The organism is Kitasatospora sp. NPDC087271 (assembly GCF_044744605.1).
GTDB lineage: Bacteria > Actinomycetota > Actinomycetes > Streptomycetales > Streptomycetaceae > Kitasatospora.
In genome coordinates, this window is the sequence record NZ_JBIUYQ010000008.1 from 295469 (window position 1) to 319772 (window position 24304).

Genomic DNA, 24304 nt, shown 5'->3' on the forward strand with positions numbered 1-24304 from the left:
GCGGGCGCGGTCCCGGGCTGCTGACGGCGCGTATTGTACGGTCACGCGCCGCTCTTGCGTGAGCAATTCCAGCTACTAGCTGCAAACGCCTGAAAGCAGACGGTCACGCACGTTACCGTCGGTTCTGTGTTTGCAGCAGAACGTCGCCAGTTGATCCTCGAAATGGTGCGCGCCAACGGAGCGGTCTCGCTCCGGGAGTTGGCCCGCGTCGTCCAGACCTCCGAAGTGACCGTGCGCCGCGACGTACGGGCCCTGGAGGCAGAAGGGCTCCTCGACCGCCGGCACGGCGGCGCGGTGCTCCCCGGCGGCTTCAGCCGCGAACCCGGCTACCCGCAGAAGACCCACCTCTCCGCGGCGGAGAAGAGCGCCATCGCGGACCTCGCCGCCGGCCTGGTGGAGGAGGGGGACGCGGTGGTGGTCGGCGCCGGCACCACCACCCAGGAGCTGGCCCGCAGGCTGGCCAGGGTGCCCGGCCTCACCGTGGTCACCAACTCGCTGCTGGTCGCCCAGGCGCTGGCGCACGCCAACCGGGTGGAGGTGGTGATGACCGGCGGCACCCTGCGGGGTTCCAACTACGCGCTGGTCGGCAGCGGTGCCGAGCAGTCCCTGCACGGGCTGAGGGTCTCCAAGGCCTTCATCTCCGGCAGCGGGCTGACCGCGGAGCGGGGCCTGTCCACCGCCAACATGCTGTCCGCGAGCGTGGACCGGGCGCTGGTGCAGTCGGCCAACGAGGTCATCGTCCTCGCCGACCACACCAAGCTCGGCGCGGACTCCATGTTCCAGACCGTGCCCACCGAGAACATCACCCGGCTGGTCACGGACGAGCAGGCGACCGCCGACGACGGCACCGCCCGGGAACTCGACGCGATCGCCGACTGCGGGGTGCAGATCGACCTGGCGCCGCTCGGCGCCGCCCCCACCGGGGACGCCCCGGTGCACGGCACCGGCAGCGGGCCCGTCCACCAGACCCAGCCCGGCCCGCTGGCACGCCGCCCCGCCCCGCCCCCCGGCGGCGCCCCGCTGCCCGGCCAGCGCCGGCCGGGCGCGCACGGCGGTCCGGCCGGGCCGGGCGGCATGCCGGCCCGGCTGGCCGAGCTGGGCCTCCCGCGCGGGCGCTGAGGGCCCGTACAGCCGCGCGAACGCGGCCGGCCCGCACCCCCGAGGGGGTACGGGCCGGCCGGTGCTCCAGGGAGCGTGTCAGTCCTTGATCTCGCACAGCGCGGCGCCGCTGCTGACGCTCGCGCCCACCTCGGCCTTGAGGCCGACGACGGTGCCCGCCTTGTGCGCGTTCAGCGGCTGCTCCATCTTCATCGCCTCCAGGACCACGATCAGCTCGCCCTCGGCGACGACCTGGCCCTCCTCGACGGCGACCTTGACGATGGTGCCCTGCATCGGCGAGGCCAGGGTGTCACCGCTGACGGCCGAACCGGCCTTCTTGGCGCCCACCCGGCGCTTGGCCTTCGCGGCACCCGCGGCACCGGCCGCCGGGGCCGCCGAGACGCCCAGCGAGGACGGCAGCGAGACCTCGATCCGCTTGCCGCCGACCTCGACCACGACGGTCTCGCGGCCCTCGGCCTCCTCGCCGTCGCCGGCCGCGCCCGCGAACGGCGGGATGGTGTTGTCGAACTCGGTCTCGATCCAGCGGGTGTAGATCGTGAACGGGCCCTCGCCGCCGTGCACCTCGGGCGCGAACGCCGGGTCGGTGACGACCGCCTGGTGGAACGGGATGGCGGTGGCCATGCCCTCCACCTTGAACTCGTTCAGCGCGCGGCGGGCCCGCTCCAGGGCCTGCTTGCGGTCCCGGCCGGAGACGATCAGCTTGGCCAGCAGGGAGTCCCAGGCCGGGCCGATGACCGAGCCGGTCTCCACGCCGGAGTCCAGCCGGACACCCGGGCCGGACGGCGGCGCGAACAGCGTCACGGTGCCGGGCGCGGGCAGGAAGCCCCGACCCGGGTCCTCGCCGTTGATGCGGAACTCGAACGAGTGGCCGCGCACCTCGGGGTCGCCGTAGCCCAGTTCCTCGCCGTCGGCGATCCGGAACATCTCGCGGACCAGGTCGAGTCCGGTGACCTCCTCGGTGACCGGGTGCTCGACCTGCAGCCGGGTGTTGACCTCCAGGAAGGAGATCGTGCCGTCCAGCGCCACCAGGAACTCGCAGGTCCCGGCGCCCTCGTAGCCGGCCTCCTTCAGGATGGCCTTGGACGCCCGGTACAGCTCGGCGTTCTGCTCGGCGGTCAGGAACGGCGCGGGCGCCTCCTCGACCAGCTTCTGGTGCCGGCGCTGGAGCGAGCAGTCACGGGTGGAGACGACCACCACGTTGCCGTGCTTGTCCGCGAGGCACTGGGTCTCCACGTGCCGCGGGTTGTCCAGGTAGCGCTCGACGAAGCACTCGCCGCGGCCGAAGGCGGCGACGGCCTCGCGCACCGCGGACTCGTACAGCTCCGGGATCTCCTCCAGCGTGCGGGCGACCTTGAGGCCGCGGCCGCCGCCGCCGAAGGCCGCCTTGATGGCGACCGGAAGGCCGTGCTCCCGCGCGAACACGACCACCTCGTCGGCACCCGAGACCGGGTCCGGGGTGCCGGCGACCAGCGGCGCGCCGGCGCGCTGCGCCACGTGCCGGGCCGTGACCTTGTCACCGAGGTCGCGGATGGCCTGCGGGGGCGGGCCGATCCAGGTCAGGCCCGCGTCGAGGACGGCCTGGGCGAAGTCGGCGTTCTCCGACAGGAACCCGTAGCCGGGGTGGATGGCGTCGGCCCCGGAGTCCGCCGCGGCCTTCAGGACCTTGGCGATGTCCAGGTAACTGGTGCCGGGGGTGTCTCCACCCAGCGCGTAAGCCTCGTCGGCCGCGCGGACGTGCAGCGCATCCCGGTCCGGCTCGGCGTAGACGGCGACGCTGGCGATACCGGCGTCCGAGCAGGCCCGGGCGACGCGGACGGCGATTTCCCCGCGGTTGGCGATGAGCACCTTGCGCACTGTGGCTCCCTTCTTGAACCTGGTCGAGTTTATGGATTCCTGGGCGGTACCGGCGAGTAGCCCCAGGTTGTGAACTATCCCACACGGACGGTGATGAATTTCCGGGGCCCGTCGACCGCCCGTCCGGTGACGCCGCAGGTCGCGGCCGGTGCGGTCGAACCGGCCGGATCCACAGCGGGTGACCGGGCGTTGTCCGGTGCCCCGGTGGCATCGGACACACTCTCGCGCGGGCGGCTCAAAGGACGGTGGAACGGGCGGCGGGGCGCCGCGCTCCCGCGGGCCCGGCCGTCAGGCCCAGAGGTCGACCAGCCGGACGTCCAGGTCGGCGAGCAGGGCGCGCAGCAGCGGCAGCGAGAGGCCGATGACGTTGCCCGGGTCGCCGTCGATGCCCTCGATGAACGGCGCCGAGCGCCCGTCCAGGGTGAACGCCCCGGCGACGTGCAGGGGCTCGCCGGAGGCCACGTAGGCGGCGATCTCGGCGTCGTCCGGGGTGCCGAAGCGGACGGTGGTGGACGCGGTCGCCGAGGACTGCCGGCCGGTCGCGGTGTCGATCACGCAGTGGCCGGTGCGCAGCACCCCGGCGCGACCGCGCATCGACTGCCAGCGGGCGAGCGCCTCGGTGGCGTCGGCGGGCTTGCCGAGGGCCTGGCCGTCCAGCTCCAGGACGGAGTCGCAGCCGATCACCAGCTCGCCGCCGGTCAGTTCGGCGGCGACCGCCTTCGCCTTCGCCTCGGCCAGCACCAGGGCGAGTTCGGCCGGGGTGGCGGCGCTGATCGCGTCCTCGTCGACGCCGCTGACCACCACGCGCGGGTCGAGGCCCGCTTGGCGCAGCAGTCCGAGGCGGGCGGGGGAGGCGGAGGCGAGGACGAGGATGCGCTGGTCGGTCATGCCCCTCAGGGTAGGGGGTGCCGGTGTCCGCCGTTCGGGTGAACGACGGTCACCGCAGTCGGATCAGCGGCGGTCACAGCAGGAGGAGGACGGCGGCCACCATCGCGAGGGCGGCGAGCACCCGGCCGGCCCGGTGCAGCCGCTCCATCATCCGGCGGGCCTCCGGGGAGGGCTCGTCGCGGGGGTCTGACCAGAGCACACGTCCAGGGTGCGCCGTGCCCGGCCCCGGGCGCCTGAGTATCCGTACTCAGCTTTCGGGCAATCCGGGCGGACGGGCCCGAACGGGTGCGGAGTGGGAAGTCGGACGGGCCGACTTCCCGCTCCGCACCCGGCGGATCAGCTCGCCCAGCCGGACGTCCGCCAGGCGTTGACGCCCGGGTGGACGGCCGGGCGGAACAGGCGGGAGCGGTCGTTCCAGGGGGCGGCCGGGCCGGCACCGGCCAGGCGTGCCGCCTCGGCGGCGGCCTGCGCGGCGGCGGCCCGGGCCTGGACCACCGCCAGGACGGCGGCGAGCTCCTCGGGGGTCGGCTGCCCGTGCAGCACGTGGATCGGGGCCATGGCTCAATTCTCTCCCGACGGGGGCCTACAGGGGGATGTTGCCGTGCTTCTTCGGCGGCAGCACCTCGCGCTTGCCGCGCAGCGCCCGCAGACCCCGGACGATGTGCCGGCGGGTCTCGCTCGGCGGGATCACCGCGTCCACGTAGCCGCGCTCGGCCGCCAGGTACGGGTTCAGCAGGGTGTCCTCGTACGAGGCGATCAGCTCGGCCCGCTTCTGCTCGGCGCCGCCCGCCGCCCCGGCCTCGGCGATCTCCCGCCGGTGCAGGATGTTGACCGCGCCCTGCGCGCCCATCACCGCGATCTGCGCGGTCGGCCAGGCCAGGTTGAGGTCGGCGCCCAGGTGCTTGGAGCCCATGACGTCGTACGCGCCGCCGAAGGCCTTGCGGGTGATCACGGTGATCAGCGGGACGGTCGCCTCGGCGTAGGCGTAGATCAGCTTGGCGCCGCGGCGGATGATGCCGTCCCACTCCTGCTCGGTGCCGGGCAGGAAGCCGGGAACGTCGACGAAGGTCAGCACCGGGATGTTGAAGGAGTCGCAGGTCCGGATGAAGCGGGCGGCCTTCTCGCTGGCGTTGATGTCCAGGCAGCCGGCCAGGTCCATCGGCTGGTTGCCGACGATGCCGACGGACTGGCCCTCGACCCGGCCGAAGCCGGTGATGATGTTGCCCGCGTACAGCGGCTGGGTCTCCAGGAACTCGCCGTCGTCGACGATGTGCTCGATCACCTTGCGCATGTCGTACGGCTGGTTCGCCGAGTCCGGCACGATGGCGTCGAGTTCGAGGTCCTCGTCGGTGACGGTGAGGTCCGCCTGCTCGGGGTAGGACGGCGGGTCCGACAGGTTGTTGGAGGGCAGGTACGAGAGCAGGCTCTTGACGTACTCGACGGCCTCCTTCTCGTCGGTGGCCAGGTAGTGCGCGTTGCCGGACTTGCTGTTGTGGGTGCGGGCGCCGCCCAGCTCCTCCATGCCGACGTCCTCGCCGGTCACGGTCTTGATCACGTCCGGGCCGGTGATGAACATGTGCGAGGTCCGGTCGGCCATCACCACGAAGTCGGTGATCGCGGGGGAGTACACCGCGCCGCCCGCGCAGGGGCCCATGATCAGCGAGATCTGCGGGATCACGCCCGAGGCGTGCACGTTGCGGCGGAAGATCTCGCCGTACAGGCCGAGCGAGACCACGCCCTCCTGGATCCGGGCGCCGCCGGAGTCGTTGATGCCGATGACCGGGCAGCCGGTCTTCAGCGCGAAGTCCATCACCTTGACGATCTTCTCGCCGAACACCTCGCCCAGGGAGCCGCCGAACACGGTGAAGTCCTGGGCGAAGACGGCGACCTGGCGGCCGTCCACGGTGCCGTAGCCGGTCACCACGCCGTCGCCGTACGGGCGGTTCCGCTCCTGCCCGAAGTTCGTCGAGCGGTGCCGGGCGAACTCGTCGAACTCGACGAAGGAGTCCTCGTCCAGCAGCTCCGCGACCCGCTCGCGGGCCGTCAGCTTGCCCTTGGCGTGCTGCTTCTCCACGGCCGCGGCGGAGCCGGAGTGCACCGCCTCGTCGAGCCTGCGCCGCAGGTCGGCGAGCTTGCCGGCGGTGGTGTGGGGGTCGTACGGCGCCTCGGTCATCCGGTGGCTCTCCCTGATCCATGGGCCGCGACCTGTTCGAGTGCGCGCGGGCCGGAGTGGGGGCCCGCGCATGAGGGCAGGGCGGCGCTGCGAACTACCGTTGGGTAGCGTAGCCAGCGCGCGGGCCCGGACGTCACGTCCTGGCGTTATGGCCATCGACACAGTGTGTCAACGCGCGTTCTGCGGGACGATGGGGCGGCCTACGCCCCCGGCGTCCGCACACCCCCTAGTGTTCTGGACCATGACCGCACCCGACTCCCCCCGCCGCAGTGGACTGCGCGGTTTCGGCCACGCCGGGCCGTCGCCGTGGACCGACCTGGACCGTCCGCCGCTGGACGAGGCGGCGCTGCGCCGCGACCTGCTGGTCCCGGACGGGCTCTGGACCTCGGTGGACGTCGTCGCCGAGACCGGCTCCACCAACAACGACCTCGCCGCCCGCGCCCGGGCCGGCGCCCCGCAGGGCGCGGTGCTGGTCGCCGAGGTGCAGAACGCCGGGCGCGGCCGGCTGGAGCGCCAGTGGAGCGCCCCGGCCCGCTCCGGGCTGTTCCTGTCCGTCCTGCTGCGTCCCGAGGAGGTGCCGGTCGAACGCTACGGCTGGCTGCCGATCCTGGTCGGGGTGGCCACCGCCAGCACGCTGAGCCGGGTCGCCGGGGTCGAGGTCGGGCTGAAGTGGCCCAACGACCTCCAGGTGGAGGTCGACGGCGCGGAGCGCAAGCTCGGCGGCATCCTCACCGAGCTGAGCGGCGGCGCCGTGGTCGCCGGCCTCGGCATCAACGTCTCGCTGCGCGAGCCCGAACTGCCCGTCCCCACCGCCGCCTCGCTCGCGCTGGCCGGCGCCGAGGTCACCGACCGGTCCACCCTGCTGCGCGCCCTGCTGCGCGAGTTCGCCGGGTTGTACCGCACCTGGACGGCCGCCGCCGGCGACCCGCACACCAGCGAGCTGCTCCGCGCCTACGCGGACCGCTGCACCACGCTCGGCCGCCAGGTGAAGGTGCACCTGCCGGGCGACCGGGAGCTGGTCGGCGAGGCGGTGGCGATCGACGGCGACGGCCGCCTGGTGGTCCGCACCCCCGACGGCGCACGCCGGGCGGTCGGCGCGGGGGACGTCGTCCACGTGCGCCCCGAGCCCCGCTGAACGGCACTCTTCACCTCTCCTTGACCCGGGCTGATGCCCCGGATCGCGCGATTCCGTGCGAACATTCCACCTGGCAGCGGTGTGAGGCGCGCCACTGCCCGCCGGGTGGCGGGCGCGCCCGGACAGGCAGGACACGAGGCGAGTGCGGCGACCGCACGGGGACGGACCGGTGGCAGAGGACGGCAGCAGCGGCGCGACATCGGGGACCCACGACCCCACGGTCGCGCTCGAACTGGAACGCCTGATCCTGGACGCGCCACGCCGCTACACCCCGTACCAGGCCGCGCGGGCCGCCGACGTCCCGATGGAGCTGGCGACCCGCTTCTGGCGGGCCATGGGCTTCCCCGACATCGGCCAGTCCCGGGCCCTCACCGACGGCGACGTGATCGCCCTGCGCCGGCTCGCCGGCCTGGTCGAGTCCGGCCTGCTCAGCGAGTCGATGGCGATCCAGGTGGCCCGCTCCACCGGCCAGACCACCGCCCGGCTGGCCGGCTGGCAGATGGACACCTTCCTGGAGAACCTCACCCAGGCCGTCGAACCCGGCCTGACCCGCGCCGACGTCGCCTACCCGCTGGTCGAGCTGCTGCTGCCGGAGCTGGAGCAGTTCCTGGTGTACGTCTGGCGCCGCCAGCTCGCCGCCGTCACCGGCCGGGTGGTCCAGGCCGCCGAGGACAACGAGATCACCAGCGGCCGCCTCGCGGTGGGCTTCGCCGACCTGGTCGGCTTCACCCGGCTGTCGCGGCGGCTGGAGGAGGAGGAGCTCGGCGAACTCGTCGAGACCTTCGAGAACACCTGTTCGGACCTGATCGCGGGGCAGGGCGGCCGGGTCATCAAGACCCTCGGCGACGAGATCCTCTACGTCTCCGAGGACCCGGTCACCGCCGCCGAGATCGCGCTCAGCCTGATCGAGGCCCTCGCCGAGGACGAGACCATCCCCGCGCTGCGGGTCGGCATGGCCTTCGGCACGGTCACCTCGCGGATGGGCGACGTCTTCGGCACCACCGTGAACCTGGCCAGCCGGCTCACCTCGATCGCGCCCAAGGACGCGGTGCTGATCGACGGCGAGTTCGCCGCCGCGCTGGAGCAGTACGGCAGCGTGGCCCCGCCGGACGCGGACGGCCCCGGCCTCGCCGAGGCGCTGTCGGCCGCCGCCGGGATGCCCGCCTCGGGCCTGCCGGTGCCGGGCCTGGACGCCGGGCACCGGTTCCACCTGCAGCCGATGTGGCGCCGGCCGGTGCGCGGGCTCGGACTGGTCGAGCCGTGGCTGCTGTCGCGGCGGCTGAAGCCGGAGTAGGTCTCCGCCGCTGCCCCTCCCGGGCCCTTCTCGCGCCTCTCCTGGAGCCTTTCCGCTCTCGTCCGGGTCCCTTCCGGTCTTCTCCTGTGCCCTTCCCGGCTTTTCCCGGGCCTTTCCAGCCTTCCCCGGCCTTTTCCAGGACGTGGCCCCGGGCCGGTCCCGATGCTTGGGGTGCCGAACGGTTGAAACCCGTACGGCCGGTTGCGGGTCCGCCCCGGCAAACGGGGCATAACCGAACGAAACCGCCATAGTCTTGGTGAAAGCGGCCGGGTGGGTGCGGCCGCCGTCGGGGGTCCGGCAGGACCGGGCACAGGGAGCGAGGCGAGCCGGTGAGCAGCGAGGCGATCATGACGGACCGCGGCTGCGACTGCGGCGGCCCGCAACCGGCCGGCCAACTGCCCGACCTGCGGCTGCAGTCCGTGGTCGAGCTGGCCCAGGACATGGCCCGCGCGCTCACCCCGCTGGAGGCCGTCCGGGCCGCCGCCGCCCGCGCCACCGAGGCGCTCGGGGCGACCATGGCGGCCGTCTCCGTCTGGGACCGCGAATCCGGCCGGCTCCGAGTCCTGGTCAACCACGGGGAGCTCGCGCCCGGCGAGGAGGAACTGCCCGAGGACGAGTCCTACCCCGTCGCCGACTTCCCCGAGATCGTCACCTATCTGGACGAGCGCTGGACCACCGGGCGCCTCCCTCGGGCCTGGCTGCAGACCGCCGAGAACGCCGAACCGCACGCCGGGCACACCCACCCCACCGCCGGCGCGTACTGCCAGGAACGCGCCGCGGCGCTGCGCCGGCGTGGCCGCGCCTGCTGCGTGGTCGCCCCGATCGTCCTGCACGGGCAGGCCTGGGGCGAGCTGTACCTGGCCCGCAGCGTCGGGAAGCCCGGGTTCGTCGCCGCCGACGCCGACTACGCGACCCTGCTCGCGGCCCAGATCTCGGCCGGCCTCGCCCAGACCGAACGCCTCGCCGACCTGCGCAAACTCGCCTTCTCCGACCCGCTCACCGGCCTCGCCAACCGGCGCGCCGTCGACGCCCGGCTGGAGAGCGCCCTCACGGCGCACAACCGGGACAACACCGTGGTCTCGCTCGTCGTCTGCGACGTCAACGGCCTCAAGCGGGTCAACGACCAGCTCGGCCACGAAATGGGCGACCGGCTGCTCGAACGGTTCGCCCACCAGCTCTCGGTCGCCGCGGCCAAACTCCCCGGCAGCCTCGCCGCCCGCCTCGGCGGCGACGAGTTCTGCCTGCTCGCCGAGGGGCAGAAGGCCGACGAGGTCGTCGCCGTCGCCGAGGAGCTCTGCGCCAGGGCCCTGGCCCTGTCCGAAGGCGAGGGCGTCGCCTGCGGCGTCGCCTCCACCGGCGACTCCATCGGCCCGGTCACCACCCCAGACCGGCTCTTCCGGCTCGCCGACGCCGCACAGTACCGGGCCAAGGCCGCCCGGGCCGCCCACCCCGTCGTCGCCGGGCGCAGCCACGGCCCCGGCTTCTCGCCCGACCCCACCGTGCTGCTCGCCGACGCCGCCGACCCGCACCACCGGGCCGACGGACGCGCCCGCCCGGGCCGGGCCGGAGCGGGCGACCGGCGGCGCTTCCGGGGCGCCGCGCACAGCGCCGACCCGGGCCAGCTGCTCACCGCCGTCCTCGCGGCCCTCGACCAGGCCGCCGCCGCCCGGGCCGTCCACCCCGCCGACACCCTCGGCAAGCTCGTCGTCGTCGCCGAGGCCTCCGCCCGGCTGCTCGACGCCGTGGGCTGGTGGGTCTCCTACGTCCCGCCCGGCTCCCACCTCATGCGCACCGCCCAGCACGCCGTCTATCGGATGACCAGTGGCCCCAGCAGCACCCGCGCCGAGACCCAGCGGGCCCAGATCGAGGCCCCGGACGCCGTCTTCGACCTGCGCCACTACCCGATGACCCGCCGCGCCGTCCGCGGCGGCGCCTTCGCCCTGCGCGCCGGCGCGGCCGGCAACGACCCGGCCGAGGAGGCCATGCTGGTCGTCTCCGGCTACCGCGGCATGGTCGCCGCCGGCGGCCAGAACCCGGCCGGCGGCTGGCTGGTCGAGCTCTTCGCCGACGACGCCACCCTGCCGCTCGGCCAGGCCGCCTTCGCCATGCGCGCCCTGGTGGCCGTCGCCCTGGCGGGCGCGGCCTCGCCCCCGGTGGTGTGAGGCCGGGGGCGGCTGGTCGGCGCGGTCAGGCCGGCCCGAGGGCGCGCAGGACCGCCTCGACCAGGCGGTCGGCGTAGGCGGGGTCGAGCGGGCCGAGCCGGTAGAGCCAGCGGTAGTGGAGCGGGCCGTAGAGGAGTTCGAGGGCGAGGTCGAGGTCCGCGTCGGGGGCGAGCTGGCCGGCCTCGCGGGCGCTGTGCAGGCGGGCGCGGGTGACGTCGAGGAGCGGGTTCAGCAGGCGGGTGCGGTACTCGGCGTACAGGGCCGGGTCGTTGAGCATCTCGGCGGTGATGGCGCGGTAGCTGCGGTCGAGGGCGGGGTCGGTGAGCTCGGCGGTGGTGGGGCGCAGGACGGTCCGCAGGTCGGCGGCGAGGTCGCCGGTGTCGGGGAGGTCGAGGCCGCCCTCGTGCTCGTTGGTGGCGAGGAAGGCGTCGAAGACGACGGCGCCCTTGGACGGCCACCAGCGGTAGATGGTCTGCTTGCCGACGCCGGCCCGGGCGGCGATCGCCTCGATGGTGAGCTTGCCGAAGCCGACCTCGGCGACGAGTTCGGAGGCGGCGGCGAGGACGGCGGCGCGGGAGCGTTCGCTGCGGCGGGCGGGATCGGGGGCGGTTCTGTGGGCCATGGCGGAAATTCTAAGCGAAGTAGCGAGACGGTACGTATCGTCTTGACGCGGCGTCGGGTCCGGGATCATGCTGGAGGGGCGCCAGCGAGACGGATCGTCTCGTCTTGTTCTGAACCCTGGAGGCCCCATGACCCGCTCCGCCCACCCCGCCCACATCCTGATGGTCTCGGTCCCGGCCCACGGGCACGTCAACCCCAGCCTCGCCGTGATCGCCGAACTGGTCGCCCGGGGCCACCGGGTCAGCTACGTCAACGACGCCTCCTTCGCCGAGGCCGTCGAGTCCACCGGTGCCCGCCTCGTCCCGTACCCGACGCGGCTGCCGCTCGCCGACGACCCGAGCGGGTGGCCGGAGGACCCGGTGGCGATCCAGGAGGTGTTCCTGGACGACGCCCTCGCGATGCACCCCGTCCTGCTGGAGGCCTTCGCGGACGACCGCCCCGACCTGGTGCTCCACGACATCGCGGGCTTCGCCGGGCGGGCGTTCGGCGAGCGGCTGGGCGTGCCGGTGGTGCAGTTGTCGCCCGCCTTCGTCGCCTGGGAGGGCTTCGAGCAGGACCTCGCGGAGGTGTTGGAGGCGATCCGCAACGGGCCCGGCGGCGCCGGGCACCACCGGCGGTTCGCCGACTGGCTGGCCGAGGCCGGGGCGGTGGAACGCGACGTGGACGCCTTCAAGGGCCGCCCGGTGCGGGCCGTCGCCCTGATCCCGCGCGCCCTGCAGCCCAACGCGGACCGGGTCGACGAGCGGCGCGTCAGCTTCGTCGGGCCGTGCTTCGGCGACCGCGCCCACCAGGGGGAGTGGCGGCGGCCGGCCGCCGCCGAGAACGTGCTGCTGGTCTCGCTCGGCTCGGCCTTCACCCACCAGCCCGCGTTCTACCGGGCCTGCGTCCAGGCCTTCGGCGACCTGCCCGGCTGGCACACGGTGCTCCAGGTCGGCGCGCACACCGACCTGGCCGACCTGGGCGAGGTGCCGGACACCGTCGAGGTGCACCGGTGGGTGCCGCAACTGTCGGTGCTCGCGCAGGCGGACGCCTTCGTCACCCACGCGGGCATGGGCGGCTCCAGCGAGGGGCTGTACCACGGCGTGCCGATGATCGCCGTGCCGCAGGCCGCCGACCAGTACGCCAACGCGGACGCGCTGGTGGCGCTCGGCGTCGCCCGCCGCCTGGACACCGGGGAGGCCACCCCGGAGGCGCTGCGCGGCGCGCTGCTGGAACTGGTCGGTGACCCGGCGGTGGCCGAACGGCTGAAGGCGCTGGCCGCCGCCGGCCGGGCCGAGGGCGGCACCGCCCGTGCGGCGGACCTGATCGAGGCCGAGCTCAGGGGGTGACCGGCGCGGCGGGGGAGGACGTGGCGGGGGAGGGCGCGGTGATCCGGTCCGGCCGGGTGTAGACGTTCGCGCCCTCCCCGCGCAGGAAGCCGACCAGGGTCAGGCCCAGTTCCTCGGCGAGGTCCACCGCGAGCGAGGACGGCGCCGAGACGGCCGCCAGCAGCGGGACGCCCGCCAGCGCGGCCTTCTGGGTCAGCTCGAACGAGGCCCGGCCGCTCACCAGCAGGACGTGCCCGGTCAGCGGCAGCCTGCCCTCGCGCAGCGCCCAGCCGACCACCTTGTCCACCGCGTTGTGCCGCCCGACGTCCTCGCGGGCGCAGAGCAGTTCGCCGGTGGCGGCGTCGAACAGGCCGGCCGCGTGCAGGCCGCCGGTGGACTCGAAGGTGCGCTGGGCGGCCCGCAGCCGGTCCGGCAGGCCGTACAGCAGGGACGGCGGGACGGTGAGCGGGTCCTCGCCCACCGGGTGGCGGACGTGGGTGCGGACGGCGTCCACGGTGTCCCGGCCGCACAGGCCGCAGGCGCTGGTGGTGAGCAGGTTGCGGTGTGCGGACAGCGGCAGCGCGCGGGCGGCGCCGCGCAGGGTGGCGTCGACGACGTTGTAGGTGTTGGCGCCGGCTTCGTCCGTCCCGGCGCAGTACCGCAGGGCGGCGAGCTCCTCGGAGGTGTGCACCAGCCCCTCGCCGACCAGGAACCCGGCCACCAGGTCGAAGTCCTGCCCGGGGGTGCGCATGGTGACGGTCAGCGGCTCGCCGCCGAGCCGGATCTCCAGCGGTTCCTCCGCCGCCAGCGAGTCCGGTCGCACCCCGCGCTCGTCCCCCCGCAGCCGCACCACCCGGCGCCGTGCCGTCGCCCGCGTCATCGCCCTGCCACCTCCGTGCGTGTCCGTGGGCACCAGCGTGCGGCACGGGGCGGCCCGGGGGAAAGTCCTGCCGGCCGGTACGGGGCGTGCGATCGTGGCCGTTCCGGATGGCGACCACCTGTTGTCATATCTTCATTCACCTGATGTGATGGTGTATATGGATATGCACAGTGCTGTGGCCCCCGACGCTCCGCTGGTCCAGGTCGGCAAGGCCGACGTCAGCGCCGAGGACGTGCTGGCCGTCGCCCGGGGGAACGCCCGGGTCGAGATAGGCCCCGACGCGCTCGCCGAGATGGCGACGGCGCGGGCACGGATCGACGCCCTCGCGGCCGAACCGCGCCCCGTCTACGGCGTGTCGACCGGATTCGGCGCGCTCGCCGTCCGGCACATCAGCCCCGAACTGCGGGCGCAGCTCCAGCGGTCGCTGGTGCGCTCGCACGCGGCCGGGATGGGACCGGCCGTCGAGCGCGAGGTCGTCCGGGCACTCGTCTTCCTGCGGATGAAGACGCTGGCCTCCGGCCGGACCGGGGTGCGCCCGCTGGTCGCGCAGACCATGGCCGCCCTGCTCAACGCGGGCATCACCCCGGTGGTCCGGGAGTTCGGCTCGCTCGGCTGCTCCGGCGACCTCGCGCCGCTGTCGCACTGCGCGCTGGTCCTGATGGGCGAGGGCGTGGCCACCGGCCCGGACGGCGTGGAGAAGCCCGCCGCCGAACTGCTCGCCGCCGCCGGCATCGAGCCCGTCGAGCTGCTGGAGAAGGAGGGCCTGGCCCTCATCAACGGCACCGACGGCATGCTCGGCATGCTGGTGATGGCCATCGCCGACCTGCAGCGGCTGTACACCACCGCCGACATCACCGCCGCGATGACCCTGGAGGCGCTGCTCGGCACCGACAAGGTGCTCGCCCCCGAACTGCACGCCCCGATCCGCCCCCACCCGGGCCAGGCGCTGAGCGCCGCCAACATGCTGGCCGTCCTCAAGGACTCCGGCCTCACCGGCCACCACCAGGACGACGCGCCGCGGGTCCAGGACGCCTACTCGATCCGCTGCGCCCCGCAGGTGGCCGGCGCCGGCCGGGACACCCTCGCCCACGCCCAGCTGGTCGCCTCCCGCGAGCTGGCCGCCTCGGTCGACAACCCGGTGGTGCTGCCGGACGGCCGGGTGGAGTCCAACGGCAACTTCCACGGCGCCCCGGTCGCGTACGTGCTGGACTTCCTCGCCATCGCCGCCGCCGACCTGGGCTCGATCTCCGAGCGCCGCACCGACCGACTGCTCGACAAGGCCCGCTCGCACGGCCTGCCGGCCTTCCTGGCCGACGACCCCGGCGTGGACTCCGGCCTGATGATCGCCCAGTACACCCAGGCGGCGCTGGTCAGCGAGAACAAGCGGCTCGCCGTCCCGGCCTCGGTCGACTCGATCCCGTCCTCCGCGATGCAGGAGGACCACGTGTCGATGGGCTGGTCCGCCGCCCGCAAGCTGCGCCAGGCCGTCGACAACCTCGGCCGGATCCTCGCCGTCGAACTCACCGCCGCCGCCCGCGCCCTGGAGATCCGCCAGCAGGCCGACGGCGCGGGCCGCACGGCCCCGGCCACCACGGCCGCCATGGCCGCCGCCCGGGAGGCGGGGGTCGGCGGCGCCGGCCGCGACCGCTTCCTCTCGCCGGACCTGGAGGCGGCGGCCGCGCTGGTCGCCTCCGGGGAGCTGGTGCGGGCGGTGGAGCGGGTCACCGGGCCGCTGGCCTGAGCTGGTGTGACCTGGCGTGACCTGGTGCGTTCGGTGCGTTCGGTGCGTTCGGTGCGTTCGGTGCGTTCGGTGCGTTCGGTGCGTTCGGCGTGACGGGCCGTCGGGTCCGGTGCGGGCGGCGGGGCTCAGTCCCAGTCGTCCCGGGACCGGGCCCGCGGCTCGTCCCGGTCCCGGCGGTTGCCGAACGCGGCGGCGAAGTTGACCCCGACGATGCCCGCCCAACTGACGATCAGGCCGATGAAGCCGCCGCTCTGCAGGCTGGCCGCGATCGCGGTCAGCGGGATGCCGAGGACCAGCGAGATCACCGCAAGCCGGTTGCCGGGGAGGCCGAGCCCCGGCCCCGGGCGGTGGGGTCGGCGCCGGTGCGCGGGCTCGTAGTCGTCCATCCGCTCGGCCACCCGGCGCTCGACCCGGGCGTCCAACCGGGCGTCCAGGCGGCTCAGGAACGAGTCGACCAGCTCCGGCTCGTACTCCTTGCCGAGTTCCTTGCGAGCGTGCAGGGCGGCGTCGAGGTCGCGCCGCAGGTCGTCCTGGCGAGTGTCCATGGGACCAGCCTGGGCCCGCGCCGGGGCGCGGTCCATCCGTCGGTGGGGGAATCCGGGCGGGTTCAGGGAGAATTCAGGGTTACCCCGAGCTCCCACCCGCTCGGGCCGTCTCACCCGGCGTCCCGCCGTACGAGACGTCTTTGCCAGGCGCGACGCACTGCTGCACAGTCGTCGTCCGAATCGCTCGCATCCGGAGGTACCGCTGATGACCGCCACCGACGAGGCCGGCACGGTCGGCCCCTCCGCCCGGCTGCTCCAGCTGTTCGAAGGCCACCGACTGACCCCGACCCAGCGGCGGATCGCGCACTCGCTGGTCCGGCACGCCACCGAGGCGCCGTTCCTCTCCAGCGTCGAGGTCGCCGAACTCGCCGGCGTCAGCCAACCGTCCGTCACCCGCTTCGCGGTCGCCCTCGGCTACGACGGCTACCCGGCGCTGCGCAAGCAGCTGCGCGAACTCGGCGCGGGCGAGACCGCCGCGCCGGAGACCCCCGACGACGCGGTGCGCAACGAGCACCAGCAGGCCGTGCTCGCCGAGATCGCCCACCTGCGCCACCTCGCCGAACTCCTCGCCGACCCCGAGCCGATCACCCGCGCCGCCCGGCTGCTCGCCGCCTCCCGCCCGCTGCCGGTGCTCGGCCTGCGGGCCGCCTCCGCGCAGGCGCGCGGCTTCGCCTACTTCGCCGCCAAGGTGCACCCGGACATCCGCCTCCTCGACGAGGGCGGCAGCATGCTCGCCGACCGGCTGGAACAGGCCGCCGCGGCCGGGGCCACCGCGCTGCTCTGCTTCGCGCTGCCGCGCTACCCGCGGGAGCTGATGGACGCGCTGGTGGTGGCCCGCGAGTGCGGGCTGACGGTGCTGACCGTCGCCGACAGCGCCTTCGCGCCGGTCGCCAAGCTCTCCGACCTGATGCTGCCGGCCGCCGTCGGCACCGGGCTGGTCTTCGACACCGCGTGCGCGCCGATGATGCTCGGCCGGGTGCTGTTGCAGCGTATGTGTGACGAACTCCCGGGCGCGGAGGCCAGGTTGGAGGCCATCGAGCAGTCCGCCGCGGCACGTGGCCTGTTTTTGGAGTAGACACGGCGGGGAGTAGCCGTCACGAACCCGGGCATCCCCTACAGCAGGGGGTGCCGCCCATGCGCGTGATCCACGAGATGAAGTTCGTCGCCCGCCTGGCCTCGGGTGTCGACGAATGGTCCTGCCCCACCTGCGGACGCCGCGTCACCCTGCGGCGCCTGCCCGATCCCGAACTGACCGTCCTCGACCCGGGAGACGAGTCCGCCGTGCACGTCGGCGTCATCGAACCCGACGCCCGCGCCGCCGCCGCGGCCGCCGAGAAGTACGGCCTAGGCCCGGTCCAGAACATCCCCCGCCCGCCGACCCCGCCCGCCCCCGACGCCGCCGACCGCCGCTGGCTCGCCGAGATCGGCATCGACTGGGACGGTGACGCCGCGGCCTGACTCAGGCGCGGGGTGCGTACGGCGGCAGTGCGGAGGTGTCCAGTTCGGCGGGCAGCGGTGCGGGCAGCGGGACGGGCTCGCCGTACCTGCCGTGCAGCACGCCCTGGTACTCGCCGTCGCGGGGGTGGGTGCGAAGCGTCCAGACACCCTTGCGGGGGTCGACCGCGAGGAATGCTGGTTCTCCCACCGCGCGGGTAGGACGACCAGGTCGGGCGTCGCGTGGTCGTCCTCGTCGCCTGGAAAGGCGATGGATGCCGCCTCGTAGGCCCCGAGGCCGGGCAGTCGTGATCCGATCCGTTCGCGCAGCTGCCGCACGGTGCCGGCGTGCTTGCCCCGGCGGGGCGGAGGCAGCAGCAGGGTGCCTCCGATGATCTCGACCCGCAGTCCGGTGCTCTGCTCGATCGCTTCTGCTGCGTGGCGGAGCTTGCCGGGGAGTAGGGGGATGGTCGCCATGGCGTCCTCTGCTGACCCGAGTGGCTGGTGTTTCCGGCCTCAGGGTACGGCTGGCGGGCGTACCGGCGCGGGCGCTGATCGGATGGGTTCGGGGTCTGGTCGGGAGGTGATTGTTTGGATATATTCAGCCGAGCTGAATCTGAATGAATCCATCCGCAGGGAGGCCAGGACATGGTGCAGCAGGCGAGCGGGCCGCGTGAGGTCAGGGCGGCGCGGGGGACGGGGCTGACGGCGCAGGGGTGGCAGCAGGAGGCGGCCCTGCGGATGCTGATGAACAACCTCGACCCGGAGGTCGCCGAGCACCCGTCGAAGCTGGTCGTGTACGGCGGGACGGGCAAGGCGGCGCGGGACTGGCGCTCGTTCGACGCCATGGTGAGGACGCTGGAGGGGCTGAAGCAGGACGAGACCATGCTGGTCCAGTCCGGGCGGCCGGTCGGCGTCATGCAGACCCACGAGTGGGCGCCGCGGGTGCTGATCGCCAACTCCAACCTGGTCGGCGACTGGGCCAACTGGGAGGAGTTCCGCCGGCTGGAGAGCCTCGGGCTCACCATGTACGGGCAGATGACCGCCGGCTCGTGGATCTACATCGGCACCCAGGGCATCCTGCAAGGCACCTACGAGACCTTCTCGGCCGTCGCCAACAAGCGGTTCAACGGGACGCTGGAAGGCACCATCACCCTCACCGCCGGCCTCGGCGGGATGGGCGGCGCCCAGCCGCTGGCCGTCACCATGAACGGTGGCGTGGCGATCTGCATCGACTGCGACCCGTCCCGGATCGCCCGCCGGATCGAGCACCGCTACCTGGACGTCGAGGCCAAGGACCTCGGGCACGCGCTGGAGCTGGCCACCGCCGCCCGCGACAAGCGGCAGCCGCTGTCCATCGGCGTGCTGGGCAACGCCGCCGAGCTGGTCCCGCAGCTGCTCGCGATGGACGCGCCCATCGACATCGTCACCGACCAGACCAGCGCCCACGACCCGCTCGCCTACCTGCCGGTGGGCGTCGCCTTCGACGACATGGCGGACTACGCGGCGGCCAAGCCCGCCGAGTTCACCCAGCGGGCCCGCGAGTCGATGGCCCGGCACGTCGAGGCGATGGTCGGCTTCCAGGACGCGGGCGCCGAGGTCTTCGACTACGGCAACTCGATCCGCGGTGAGGCCCAACTGGCCGGTTACGACCGCGCGTTCGCCTTCCCCGGATTCGTCCCCGCGTACATCCGGCCGCTGTTCTGCGAGGGCAAGGGCCCGTTCCGCTGGGCGGCGCTGTCCGGCGACCCGCAGGACATCCACAAGACCGACAAGGCCGTCCTCGACCTCTTCCCGGAGAACGAGTCGCTGCACCGCTGGATCAAGATGGCCCAGGAGAAGGTGCACTTCCAGGGCCTGCCCGCGCGGATCTGCTGGCTCGGCTACGGCGAGCGCGACAAGGCCGGCGAGCGCTTCAACGACATGGTCGCCTCCGGCGAGCTGTCCGCGCCGATCGTGATCGGCCGCGACCACCTCGACTGCGGCTCGGTCGCCTCCCCGTACCGGGAGACCGAGGCGATGCTGGACGGCTCGGACGCGATCGCCGACTGGCCGCTGCTCAACGCCATGGTCAACGTGGCCTCCGGCGCGTCCTGGGTCTCCATCCACCACGGCGGCGGCGTCGGCATCGGCCGCTCGATCCACGCCGGCCAGGTCACCGTCGCCGACGGCACCGCGCTGGCCGGCGAGAAGATCCGCCGGGTGCTCACCAACGACCCGGGCATGGGCGTGATCCGGCACGTGGACGCCGGCTACGACCGGGCCACCGAGGTCGCCGCCGAGCGCGGGGTCCGCGTCCCGATGGGTGAGCTGTGACGTCCTCGTTCGAAGAGATGTGGGCGGAGCTGCTCCCCGTGGGCCGCTCCGCCGCCTCCGGCGGCTACCGCCGCTTCGCCTGGAACTCCGCCGACGCCGAGTGCCGGGCCTGGTTCGAGCAGCAGGCCCGTGACCGCGGTCTCGCCTACGAGCTGGACCGCAACGGCAACCAGTGGGCCTGGCTGGGCGATCCGAACGCGGGCGGGGCGGTCGTCACCGGCTCGCACCTGGACTCCGTCCCGGACGGCGGCGCCTTCGACGGCCCGCTCGGCGTGGTCTCCTCCTTCGCGGCCCTGGACGAACTCCGCGCACGCGGGGCCGAGTTCACCCGTCCGTTGGCGATCACCAACTTCGGCGACGAGGAGGGCGCCCGGTTCGGCGTGGCCTGCATCGGCTCCCGCCTGTCCGCCGGCGTGCTCTCCCGCGAGGCCGCGTACGAGCTGCGCGACGCCGACGGCGTCCGGCTGCCCGACGCGATGGAGCGGGCCGGCTACGACCCGGACGCGATCGGCGCGGACGACGACCGGCTGGCCCGGATCGGCGCCTTCGTCGAACTCCACGTCGAGCAGGGCCGCCTCCTCGCCGAGGACCGGCCGGTCGGCGTGGCCAGCGCGATCTGGCCGCACGGCCGCTGGCGGTTCGACTTCCACGGCGAGGCCAACCACGCCGGCACCACCCGGATCGAGGACCGCCGCGACCCGATGCTGACGTACGCCAACACCGTGCTCGCGGCCCGCAAGAAGGCCCGGCAGGCGGGCGCGCTGGCCACCTTCGGCAAGGTCGCGGTCGAGCCCAACGGCACCAACGCGATCGCCTCGCTGGTATGCGGCTGGCTGGACTCCCGGGCCGCCGACGAGGCGACGCTCACCGCGCTGGTCGAGGAGATCGAGCAGGCCGCCGCCGAGCGCGGCGGGCGCGACGGCGTCCGGGTCGAGCTGACCCGCGAGTCCTACACCCCGGTGGTGGACTTCGACGGCCCGCTGCGCGACCGGCTCGCCAAGCTGCTGGACGCCCCGGTGCTGCCCACCGGCGCCGGACACGACGCCGGGATCCTGGCGTCGGCCGTCCCGACCGCCATGCTGTTCGTGCGCAACCCCAGCGGGGTGTCGCACTCCCCGGCCGAGCACGCCGAGGAGGCCGACTGCCTGGCCGGGGTCGCCGCCCTCGCCGACGTACTGGAGGACCTGGCGTGTCGCTGAGCCCATTGACCTCGGGGACCGAGCCGGTGGCGTACTGGGCGCAGCACGCCTGGCTGCCGTACGACAACGGGCCGGTGGTCGAGCCGGACGTGCTGATCACCGTCGGCCCCGGCGGCCGGATCACCGCGGTGACCCCGGACAGCGGGCCCTGCCCGCCCGGGGCCGTCCGCCTCGACGGGCTGCTGCTGCCCGGCCAGGCGAACGCCCACTCGCACGCCTTCCACCGGGCGCTGCGCGGCCACGTCCAGGTCGGCTCCGGCACCTTCTGGACCTGGCGCGACACCATGTACCGGTTCGCCGGGGCGCTCGACCCGGACCGCTACCTGGCGCTCGCCACCGCCGTCTACGCCGAGATGGCGCTGGCCGGGGTCACCGCCGTCGGCGAGTTCCACTACCTGCACCACGCCCCCGGCGGCGCCCGCTACGACGACCCCAACGCGATGGGCGAGGCGCTGATCGAGGCCGCCGCCCGGGCCGGCATCCGGATCACCCTGCTCGACACCTGCTACCTGTCCGCCGGCTTCGGCGCCGAGCCGACCAGGCCGCAGCAGCGGTTCAGCGACGGCGACGCCGAGGCCTGGGCGGTGCGGGCGGACGCGCTCAAGCCCCGCGAGCACGCCCGGATCGGCGCCGCCGTCCACTCGGTGCGGGCCGTCCCGGCCGAGCAACTGGGCACCGTCGCGCAGTGGGCGGCGGTGCGCGAGGCGCCGCTGCACGTCCACCTGTCCGAGCAGACCGCCGAGAACGACGCCTGCCTCGCCGCGCACGGCGTCACCCCGACCCGGCTGCTCGCCGACCACGGCGTGCTCGGCCCGCGCACCTCGGCCGTGCACGCCACCCACCTCACCGACGAGGACGTCCGGCTCCTCACCGACACCTCCACCACCATCTGCATGTGCCCCACCACCGAGCGGGACCTCGCGGACGGCATCGGCCCGGCCCGCCGGCTCGCCTCGGCGGGCTGCCCGGTCACCCTGGGCAGCGACAGCCACGCCGTCATCGACCCGTTCGAGGAGGCCCGCGCCCTGGAGCTGAACGAGCGGCTGCGCACCCGCACCCGCGGGCACTGGACGGCCAACCTCCTGCTGCGGGCCGGCACCGAGGACGGGCACGCCTCGCTCGGCTGGCCGGAGGCCGGGCGGGTCGAGGCCGGCGCGCTCGCCGACTTCACGGTGATCGCCCTGGACTCGGTGCGCACCGCGGGCCCGCCGCCCCGGCTCGGCGCCGAGACCGCCGTCTTCGCGGCCTCGGCGGCCGACGTGCGGCACGTCGTGGTCGGCGGCCGGCAGATCGTCCGGGACGGCGTGCACCAGCTCGTCGCGGACGTGCCGGGCGCGCTGCGGGACTCGATCGGCGCCCTGGACCACTGAGTCGTTCTCCAACTTCCCCCGGAAGGCTTCGTCTTGAGCAGCAGGACCACCTTGATCACGGGCATCGGCAGCCTGGTCACCAACGACCCCGGGCACGGCACCGGGCCGCTCGGCCTGCTCACCGACGCGGCCGTGGTGCTGGACGGCGGCACCGTCGCCTGGGTCGGCCCGGCGGCGCAGGCCCCGGCCGCGGACGAGCGCTTCGACGCCGAGGGGCGGGCGCTGCTGCCCGGCTTCGTCGACTCGCACGCCCACCTGGTGTTCGCGGGCGACCGTACGGCCGAGTTCAACGCCCGGATGTCCGGGCAGGCGTATTCGGCGGGCGGCATCCGCACCACGGTGGCGGCCACCCGGGCGGCGAGTGACGCCGAACTGGAGGCCAACCTGGCCGGGTTCGTCCGGGAGGCGCTGCGGCAGGGCACCACCACGATCGAGTGCAAGTCCGGCTACGGGCTGACGGTCGAGGACGAGGCGCGGGCGCTGCGGATCGCGGCCCAGCACACGCCGGAGACGACGTACCTGGGTGCGCACGTGGTGGCCCCCGAGTACGCCGAGGACCCGGCCGGGTACGTCGACCTGGTCACCGGCGAGATGCTGGACGCCTGCGCCCCGCACGCCCGCTGGGTGGACGTGTTCTGCGAGCAGGGCGCCTTCGACGGCGACCAGGCGCGGGCGGTCCTGACGGCGGGCATCGCCCGCGGCCTCACCCCCCGGGTGCACGCCAACCAGCTCACGTACGGGCCCGGCGTGCAGCTCGCGGTGGAGCTGGGGGCCGCTTCGGCGGACCACTGCACCCACCTGACGGACGAGGACGTGGCGGCGCTGGCGGGGTCGGCGACGGTCGCGACGCTGCTGCCGGGTGCGGAGTTCTCCACCCGGGCCGAGTACCCGAGCGGGCGGCGGCTGCTCGACGCGGGGGCCGTGGTGGCACTCTCCACCGACTGCAACCCGGGCTCCAGCTTCACCAGTTCGATGGCGTTCTGCATCGCGGTCGCGGTCCGGGAGATGGGCATGACCCCGGACGAGGCGGTGTGGGCGGCGACAGCGGGCGGTGCGCACGCGCTGCGTCGCGGCGACGTCGGGACGGTCGCGGTCGGCTCCCGGGCGGACCTGCTGCTGCTGGACGCGCCCTCGCACGTCCACCTGGCCTACCGCCCGGGCGTGCCACTGACGGCGGCGGTCTGGCGCGCGGGCGTCCGGGAGGTCTGAGTCCGGATCACTTCACGTCGCCCCGTCGAGCCGCGGCTCGACGGGGCGACGTGAAGTGATCCGGCAGCCGGAACGGCCAGCATGCCGCGATGCCGATTTATCCCAAGGTCGTCAGGGCTGACGGTAGGCGCGGACAAGCAGGGTGTCTGCAGCGCGTGCACTCGGTACGGTGGGAGAGAGCCGGTCGACACTGATCTTCGTGAACCCCGCCTCGTCCAACAGCTTCGTCCAGACGGTCTCCTGGAGAACCCAGCGGCGCATGGTTGCCGGGGCGCCGTCCGGGGTACGGGCCGGAACGTCGGCGTGCTGGACGTCCGGTTCAGCGGGGGCACCACCGAGGTAGTGGCCCAGAGTGGAGGCGGCCAGCAGTCCGCCGGGTCGAAGGGCGCGGGCAGCGGCCGGAAGCAGTCGGCGGGGGTCGGCGAAGTCGAGGCTGCCGAACACGGAGTAGAGCACGTCGTACTCGTCTGGATGCTCCTCCAGATGCGCGGTCGCGTCGGCGCGTACCGTGCGCAGGTGCGGTGCGAGGTGGCCGTAGAGGTCGCAGGCCATCGCGTGCTGCGCGGGGGAGGCATCGACGGCATCGACCCGAGCAGGAGCGTAGTGGGTGACGAGGTGGGCGGCATGACGGGCGGCGCCCGCGCCGAGGTCGGCCACGACGAGGCCGGTGAAGTCCCCCAGCACCTCGACTCCTGGCCCGCCGTCCTGGGCCCAGACCCAGTGGAAGGCGCCGGGGACGGTCCGCTCCGTGTCGGCGCGGGCGCGGCCGTAGTGGTGCCAGAGGTCCGGCGCGACAGCTTGGGTACGAGAGGGGGTGGTCGTCACCCGGGTCATCCTCGCGCCCGGTGTGCGCTGGCGCAGGGGTTCGGGTGAACTCCACCCTTCCGGGTCGCGGTGGCCCCGGACTGAGCCTGGGGCCACCGCAACTATCCCGTCAGTGCGAGTCGTTGCCGGGGTGGCAGGGGCTGCACTTGGCGGCATCCGCCCACAGCGGCAGGTCCACGTCCCAACCGTCCGCTGCGATGAGCTGGGCGGTGCGCAGCACGGTGCCGTCGTC

General features: G+C 74.0%; 21 protein-coding genes and 1 pseudogene. 12 read left to right on the forward strand and 10 right to left on the reverse strand.

Annotated elements, in window-relative coordinates:
- Positions 1 to 162 precede the first annotated feature (162 nt).
- Entirely contained in the window at positions 163 to 1119 is a 957-nt protein-coding gene (locus ACIO9K_RS16930; protein ID WP_400330531.1) for a DeoR/GlpR family DNA-binding transcription regulator, read from the forward strand.
- 78 nt (positions 1120 to 1197) lie between these two features.
- Here the strand turns inward: ACIO9K_RS16930 and ACIO9K_RS16935 are convergent, their stop codons facing one another.
- The 5 genes from ACIO9K_RS16935 to ACIO9K_RS16955 form a co-directional block, all read right to left on the reverse strand.
- Positions 1198 to 2973 (reverse strand): biotin carboxylase N-terminal domain-containing protein, encoded by a 1776-nt coding sequence (locus ACIO9K_RS16935; RefSeq protein ID WP_363580282.1) that lies wholly within the window; start codon positions 2971 to 2973, stop codon positions 1198 to 1200.
- A gap of 288 nt (positions 2974 to 3261) precedes the next feature.
- Positions 3262 to 3861 carry a nucleoside triphosphate pyrophosphatase gene (locus ACIO9K_RS16940; protein WP_400330463.1) on the reverse strand — a complete coding sequence of 200 codons (600 nt, stop codon included), beginning with the start codon at positions 3859 to 3861 and terminating at the stop codon, positions 3262 to 3264.
- Between the two features lie 73 nt (positions 3862 to 3934).
- The gene (gene mmpB / locus ACIO9K_RS16945) at positions 3935 to 4060 is read right to left on the reverse strand and encodes a morphogenic membrane protein MmpB (RefSeq protein WP_279634918.1); all 126 of its coding nucleotides are present in this window, start codon (positions 4058 to 4060) and stop codon (positions 3935 to 3937) included.
- A 137-nt stretch (positions 4061 to 4197) separates the two neighbouring features.
- Entirely contained in the window at positions 4198 to 4419 is a 222-nt protein-coding gene (locus ACIO9K_RS16950; RefSeq protein ID WP_363588079.1) for an acyl-CoA carboxylase epsilon subunit, read from the reverse strand.
- 25 nt (positions 4420 to 4444) lie between these two features.
- Positions 4445 to 6034 carry an acyl-CoA carboxylase subunit beta gene (locus ACIO9K_RS16955; protein ID WP_350877319.1) on the reverse strand — a complete coding sequence of 530 codons (1590 nt, stop codon included), beginning with the start codon at positions 6032 to 6034 and terminating at the stop codon, positions 4445 to 4447.
- Positions 6035 to 6275: 241 nt separating this feature from the next.
- Here ACIO9K_RS16955 and ACIO9K_RS16960 point away from each other — a divergent pair, with 241 nt between their 5' ends.
- From ACIO9K_RS16960 to ACIO9K_RS16970, 3 genes and pseudogenes are all read left to right on the forward strand, one after another.
- Complete coding sequence (locus ACIO9K_RS16960) at positions 6276 to 7169, forward strand: biotin--[acetyl-CoA-carboxylase] ligase (RefSeq protein ID WP_363624625.1); 894 nt, start codon at positions 6276 to 6278, stop codon at positions 7167 to 7169.
- A 169-nt stretch (positions 7170 to 7338) separates the two neighbouring features.
- Positions 7339 to 8463: an adenylate/guanylate cyclase domain-containing protein gene (locus tag ACIO9K_RS16965; protein WP_363588075.1), complete on the forward strand. Its 1125-nt coding sequence runs from the start codon at positions 7339 to 7341 to the stop codon at positions 8461 to 8463.
- Positions 8464 to 8810: 347 nt separating this feature from the next.
- Positions 8811 to 10037 (forward strand): annotated as a pseudogene (locus tag ACIO9K_RS16970) (diguanylate cyclase domain-containing protein); the annotation flags it as partial.
- Positions 10038 to 10650: 613 nt separating this feature from the next.
- Here ACIO9K_RS16970 and ACIO9K_RS16975 read toward each other — a convergent pair.
- Positions 10651 to 11247 (reverse strand): TetR/AcrR family transcriptional regulator, encoded by a 597-nt coding sequence (locus ACIO9K_RS16975; RefSeq protein ID WP_363588073.1) that lies wholly within the window; start codon positions 11245 to 11247, stop codon positions 10651 to 10653.
- Between the two features lie 127 nt (positions 11248 to 11374).
- On the opposite strand from ACIO9K_RS16975, the gene ACIO9K_RS16980 reads away from it, so the two are divergent.
- Complete coding sequence (locus ACIO9K_RS16980; protein WP_400330470.1) at positions 11375 to 12574, forward strand: macrolide family glycosyltransferase; 1200 nt, start codon at positions 11375 to 11377, stop codon at positions 12572 to 12574.
- On the opposite strand, the gene fdhD is transcribed toward ACIO9K_RS16980, so the two are convergent.
- The gene (fdhD, locus tag ACIO9K_RS16985) at positions 12564 to 13433 is read right to left on the reverse strand and encodes a formate dehydrogenase accessory sulfurtransferase FdhD (protein WP_363588069.1); all 870 of its coding nucleotides are present in this window, start codon (positions 13431 to 13433) and stop codon (positions 12564 to 12566) included. The genes ACIO9K_RS16980 and fdhD overlap by 11 nt on opposite strands.
- A gap of 157 nt (positions 13434 to 13590) precedes the next feature.
- Here fdhD and hutH point away from each other — a divergent pair, with 157 nt between their 5' ends.
- Positions 13591 to 15174, forward strand: coding sequence for a histidine ammonia-lyase (gene hutH / locus ACIO9K_RS16990; protein WP_363624631.1), 1584 nt, complete (start codon positions 13591 to 13593; stop codon positions 15172 to 15174).
- Between the two features lie 125 nt (positions 15175 to 15299).
- Here hutH and ACIO9K_RS16995 read toward each other — a convergent pair whose 3' ends face one another.
- Positions 15300 to 15719, reverse strand: a complete 420-nt coding sequence (locus tag ACIO9K_RS16995) for a hypothetical protein (protein ID WP_400330475.1) — start codon at positions 15717 to 15719, stop codon at positions 15300 to 15302.
- 205 nt (positions 15720 to 15924) lie between these two features.
- Here ACIO9K_RS16995 and ACIO9K_RS17000 point away from each other — a divergent pair, with 205 nt between their 5' ends.
- Complete coding sequence (locus tag ACIO9K_RS17000; protein WP_363588063.1) at positions 15925 to 16794, forward strand: MurR/RpiR family transcriptional regulator; 870 nt, start codon at positions 15925 to 15927, stop codon at positions 16792 to 16794.
- A gap of 59 nt (positions 16795 to 16853) precedes the next feature.
- On the forward strand, positions 16854 to 17177 hold the full coding sequence (locus ACIO9K_RS17005) for a hypothetical protein (RefSeq protein WP_363624635.1): 324 nt from the start codon (positions 16854 to 16856) through the stop codon (positions 17175 to 17177).
- A 1-nt stretch (position 17178) separates the two neighbouring features.
- Here ACIO9K_RS17005 and ACIO9K_RS17010 read toward each other — a convergent pair whose 3' ends face one another.
- Positions 17179 to 17364, reverse strand: a complete 186-nt coding sequence (locus tag ACIO9K_RS17010; protein WP_363624637.1) for a hypothetical protein — start codon at positions 17362 to 17364, stop codon at positions 17179 to 17181.
- A 437-nt stretch (positions 17365 to 17801) separates the two neighbouring features.
- Here ACIO9K_RS17010 and hutU point away from each other — a divergent pair, with 437 nt between their 5' ends.
- The 4 genes from hutU to hutI are packed head-to-tail and all read left to right on the forward strand — an operon-like array spanning position 17802 to position 23247.
- On the forward strand, positions 17802 to 19469 hold the full coding sequence (gene hutU, locus ACIO9K_RS17015) for a urocanate hydratase (RefSeq protein WP_363588055.1): 1668 nt from the start codon (positions 17802 to 17804) through the stop codon (positions 19467 to 19469).
- A gap of 17 nt (positions 19470 to 19486) precedes the next feature.
- Entirely contained in the window at positions 19487 to 20668 is a 1182-nt protein-coding gene (locus tag ACIO9K_RS17020) for an allantoate amidohydrolase (RefSeq protein ID WP_400330534.1), read from the forward strand.
- Positions 20659 to 22038, forward strand: a complete 1380-nt coding sequence (locus tag ACIO9K_RS17025) for a formimidoylglutamate deiminase (protein ID WP_363588053.1) — start codon at positions 20659 to 20661, stop codon at positions 22036 to 22038. The genes ACIO9K_RS17020 and ACIO9K_RS17025 overlap by 10 nt, the downstream gene beginning before the upstream one ends.
- A gap of 33 nt (positions 22039 to 22071) precedes the next feature.
- Positions 22072 to 23247 carry an imidazolonepropionase gene (gene hutI / locus ACIO9K_RS17030; RefSeq protein WP_400330481.1) on the forward strand — a complete coding sequence of 392 codons (1176 nt, stop codon included), beginning with the start codon at positions 22072 to 22074 and terminating at the stop codon, positions 23245 to 23247.
- Positions 23248 to 23358: 111 nt separating this feature from the next.
- Here the strand turns inward: hutI and ACIO9K_RS17035 are convergent, their stop codons facing one another.
- On the reverse strand, positions 23359 to 24081 hold the full coding sequence (locus ACIO9K_RS17035) for a class I SAM-dependent methyltransferase (protein ID WP_400330484.1): 723 nt from the start codon (positions 24079 to 24081) through the stop codon (positions 23359 to 23361).
- Positions 24082 to 24304 lie beyond the last annotated feature (223 nt).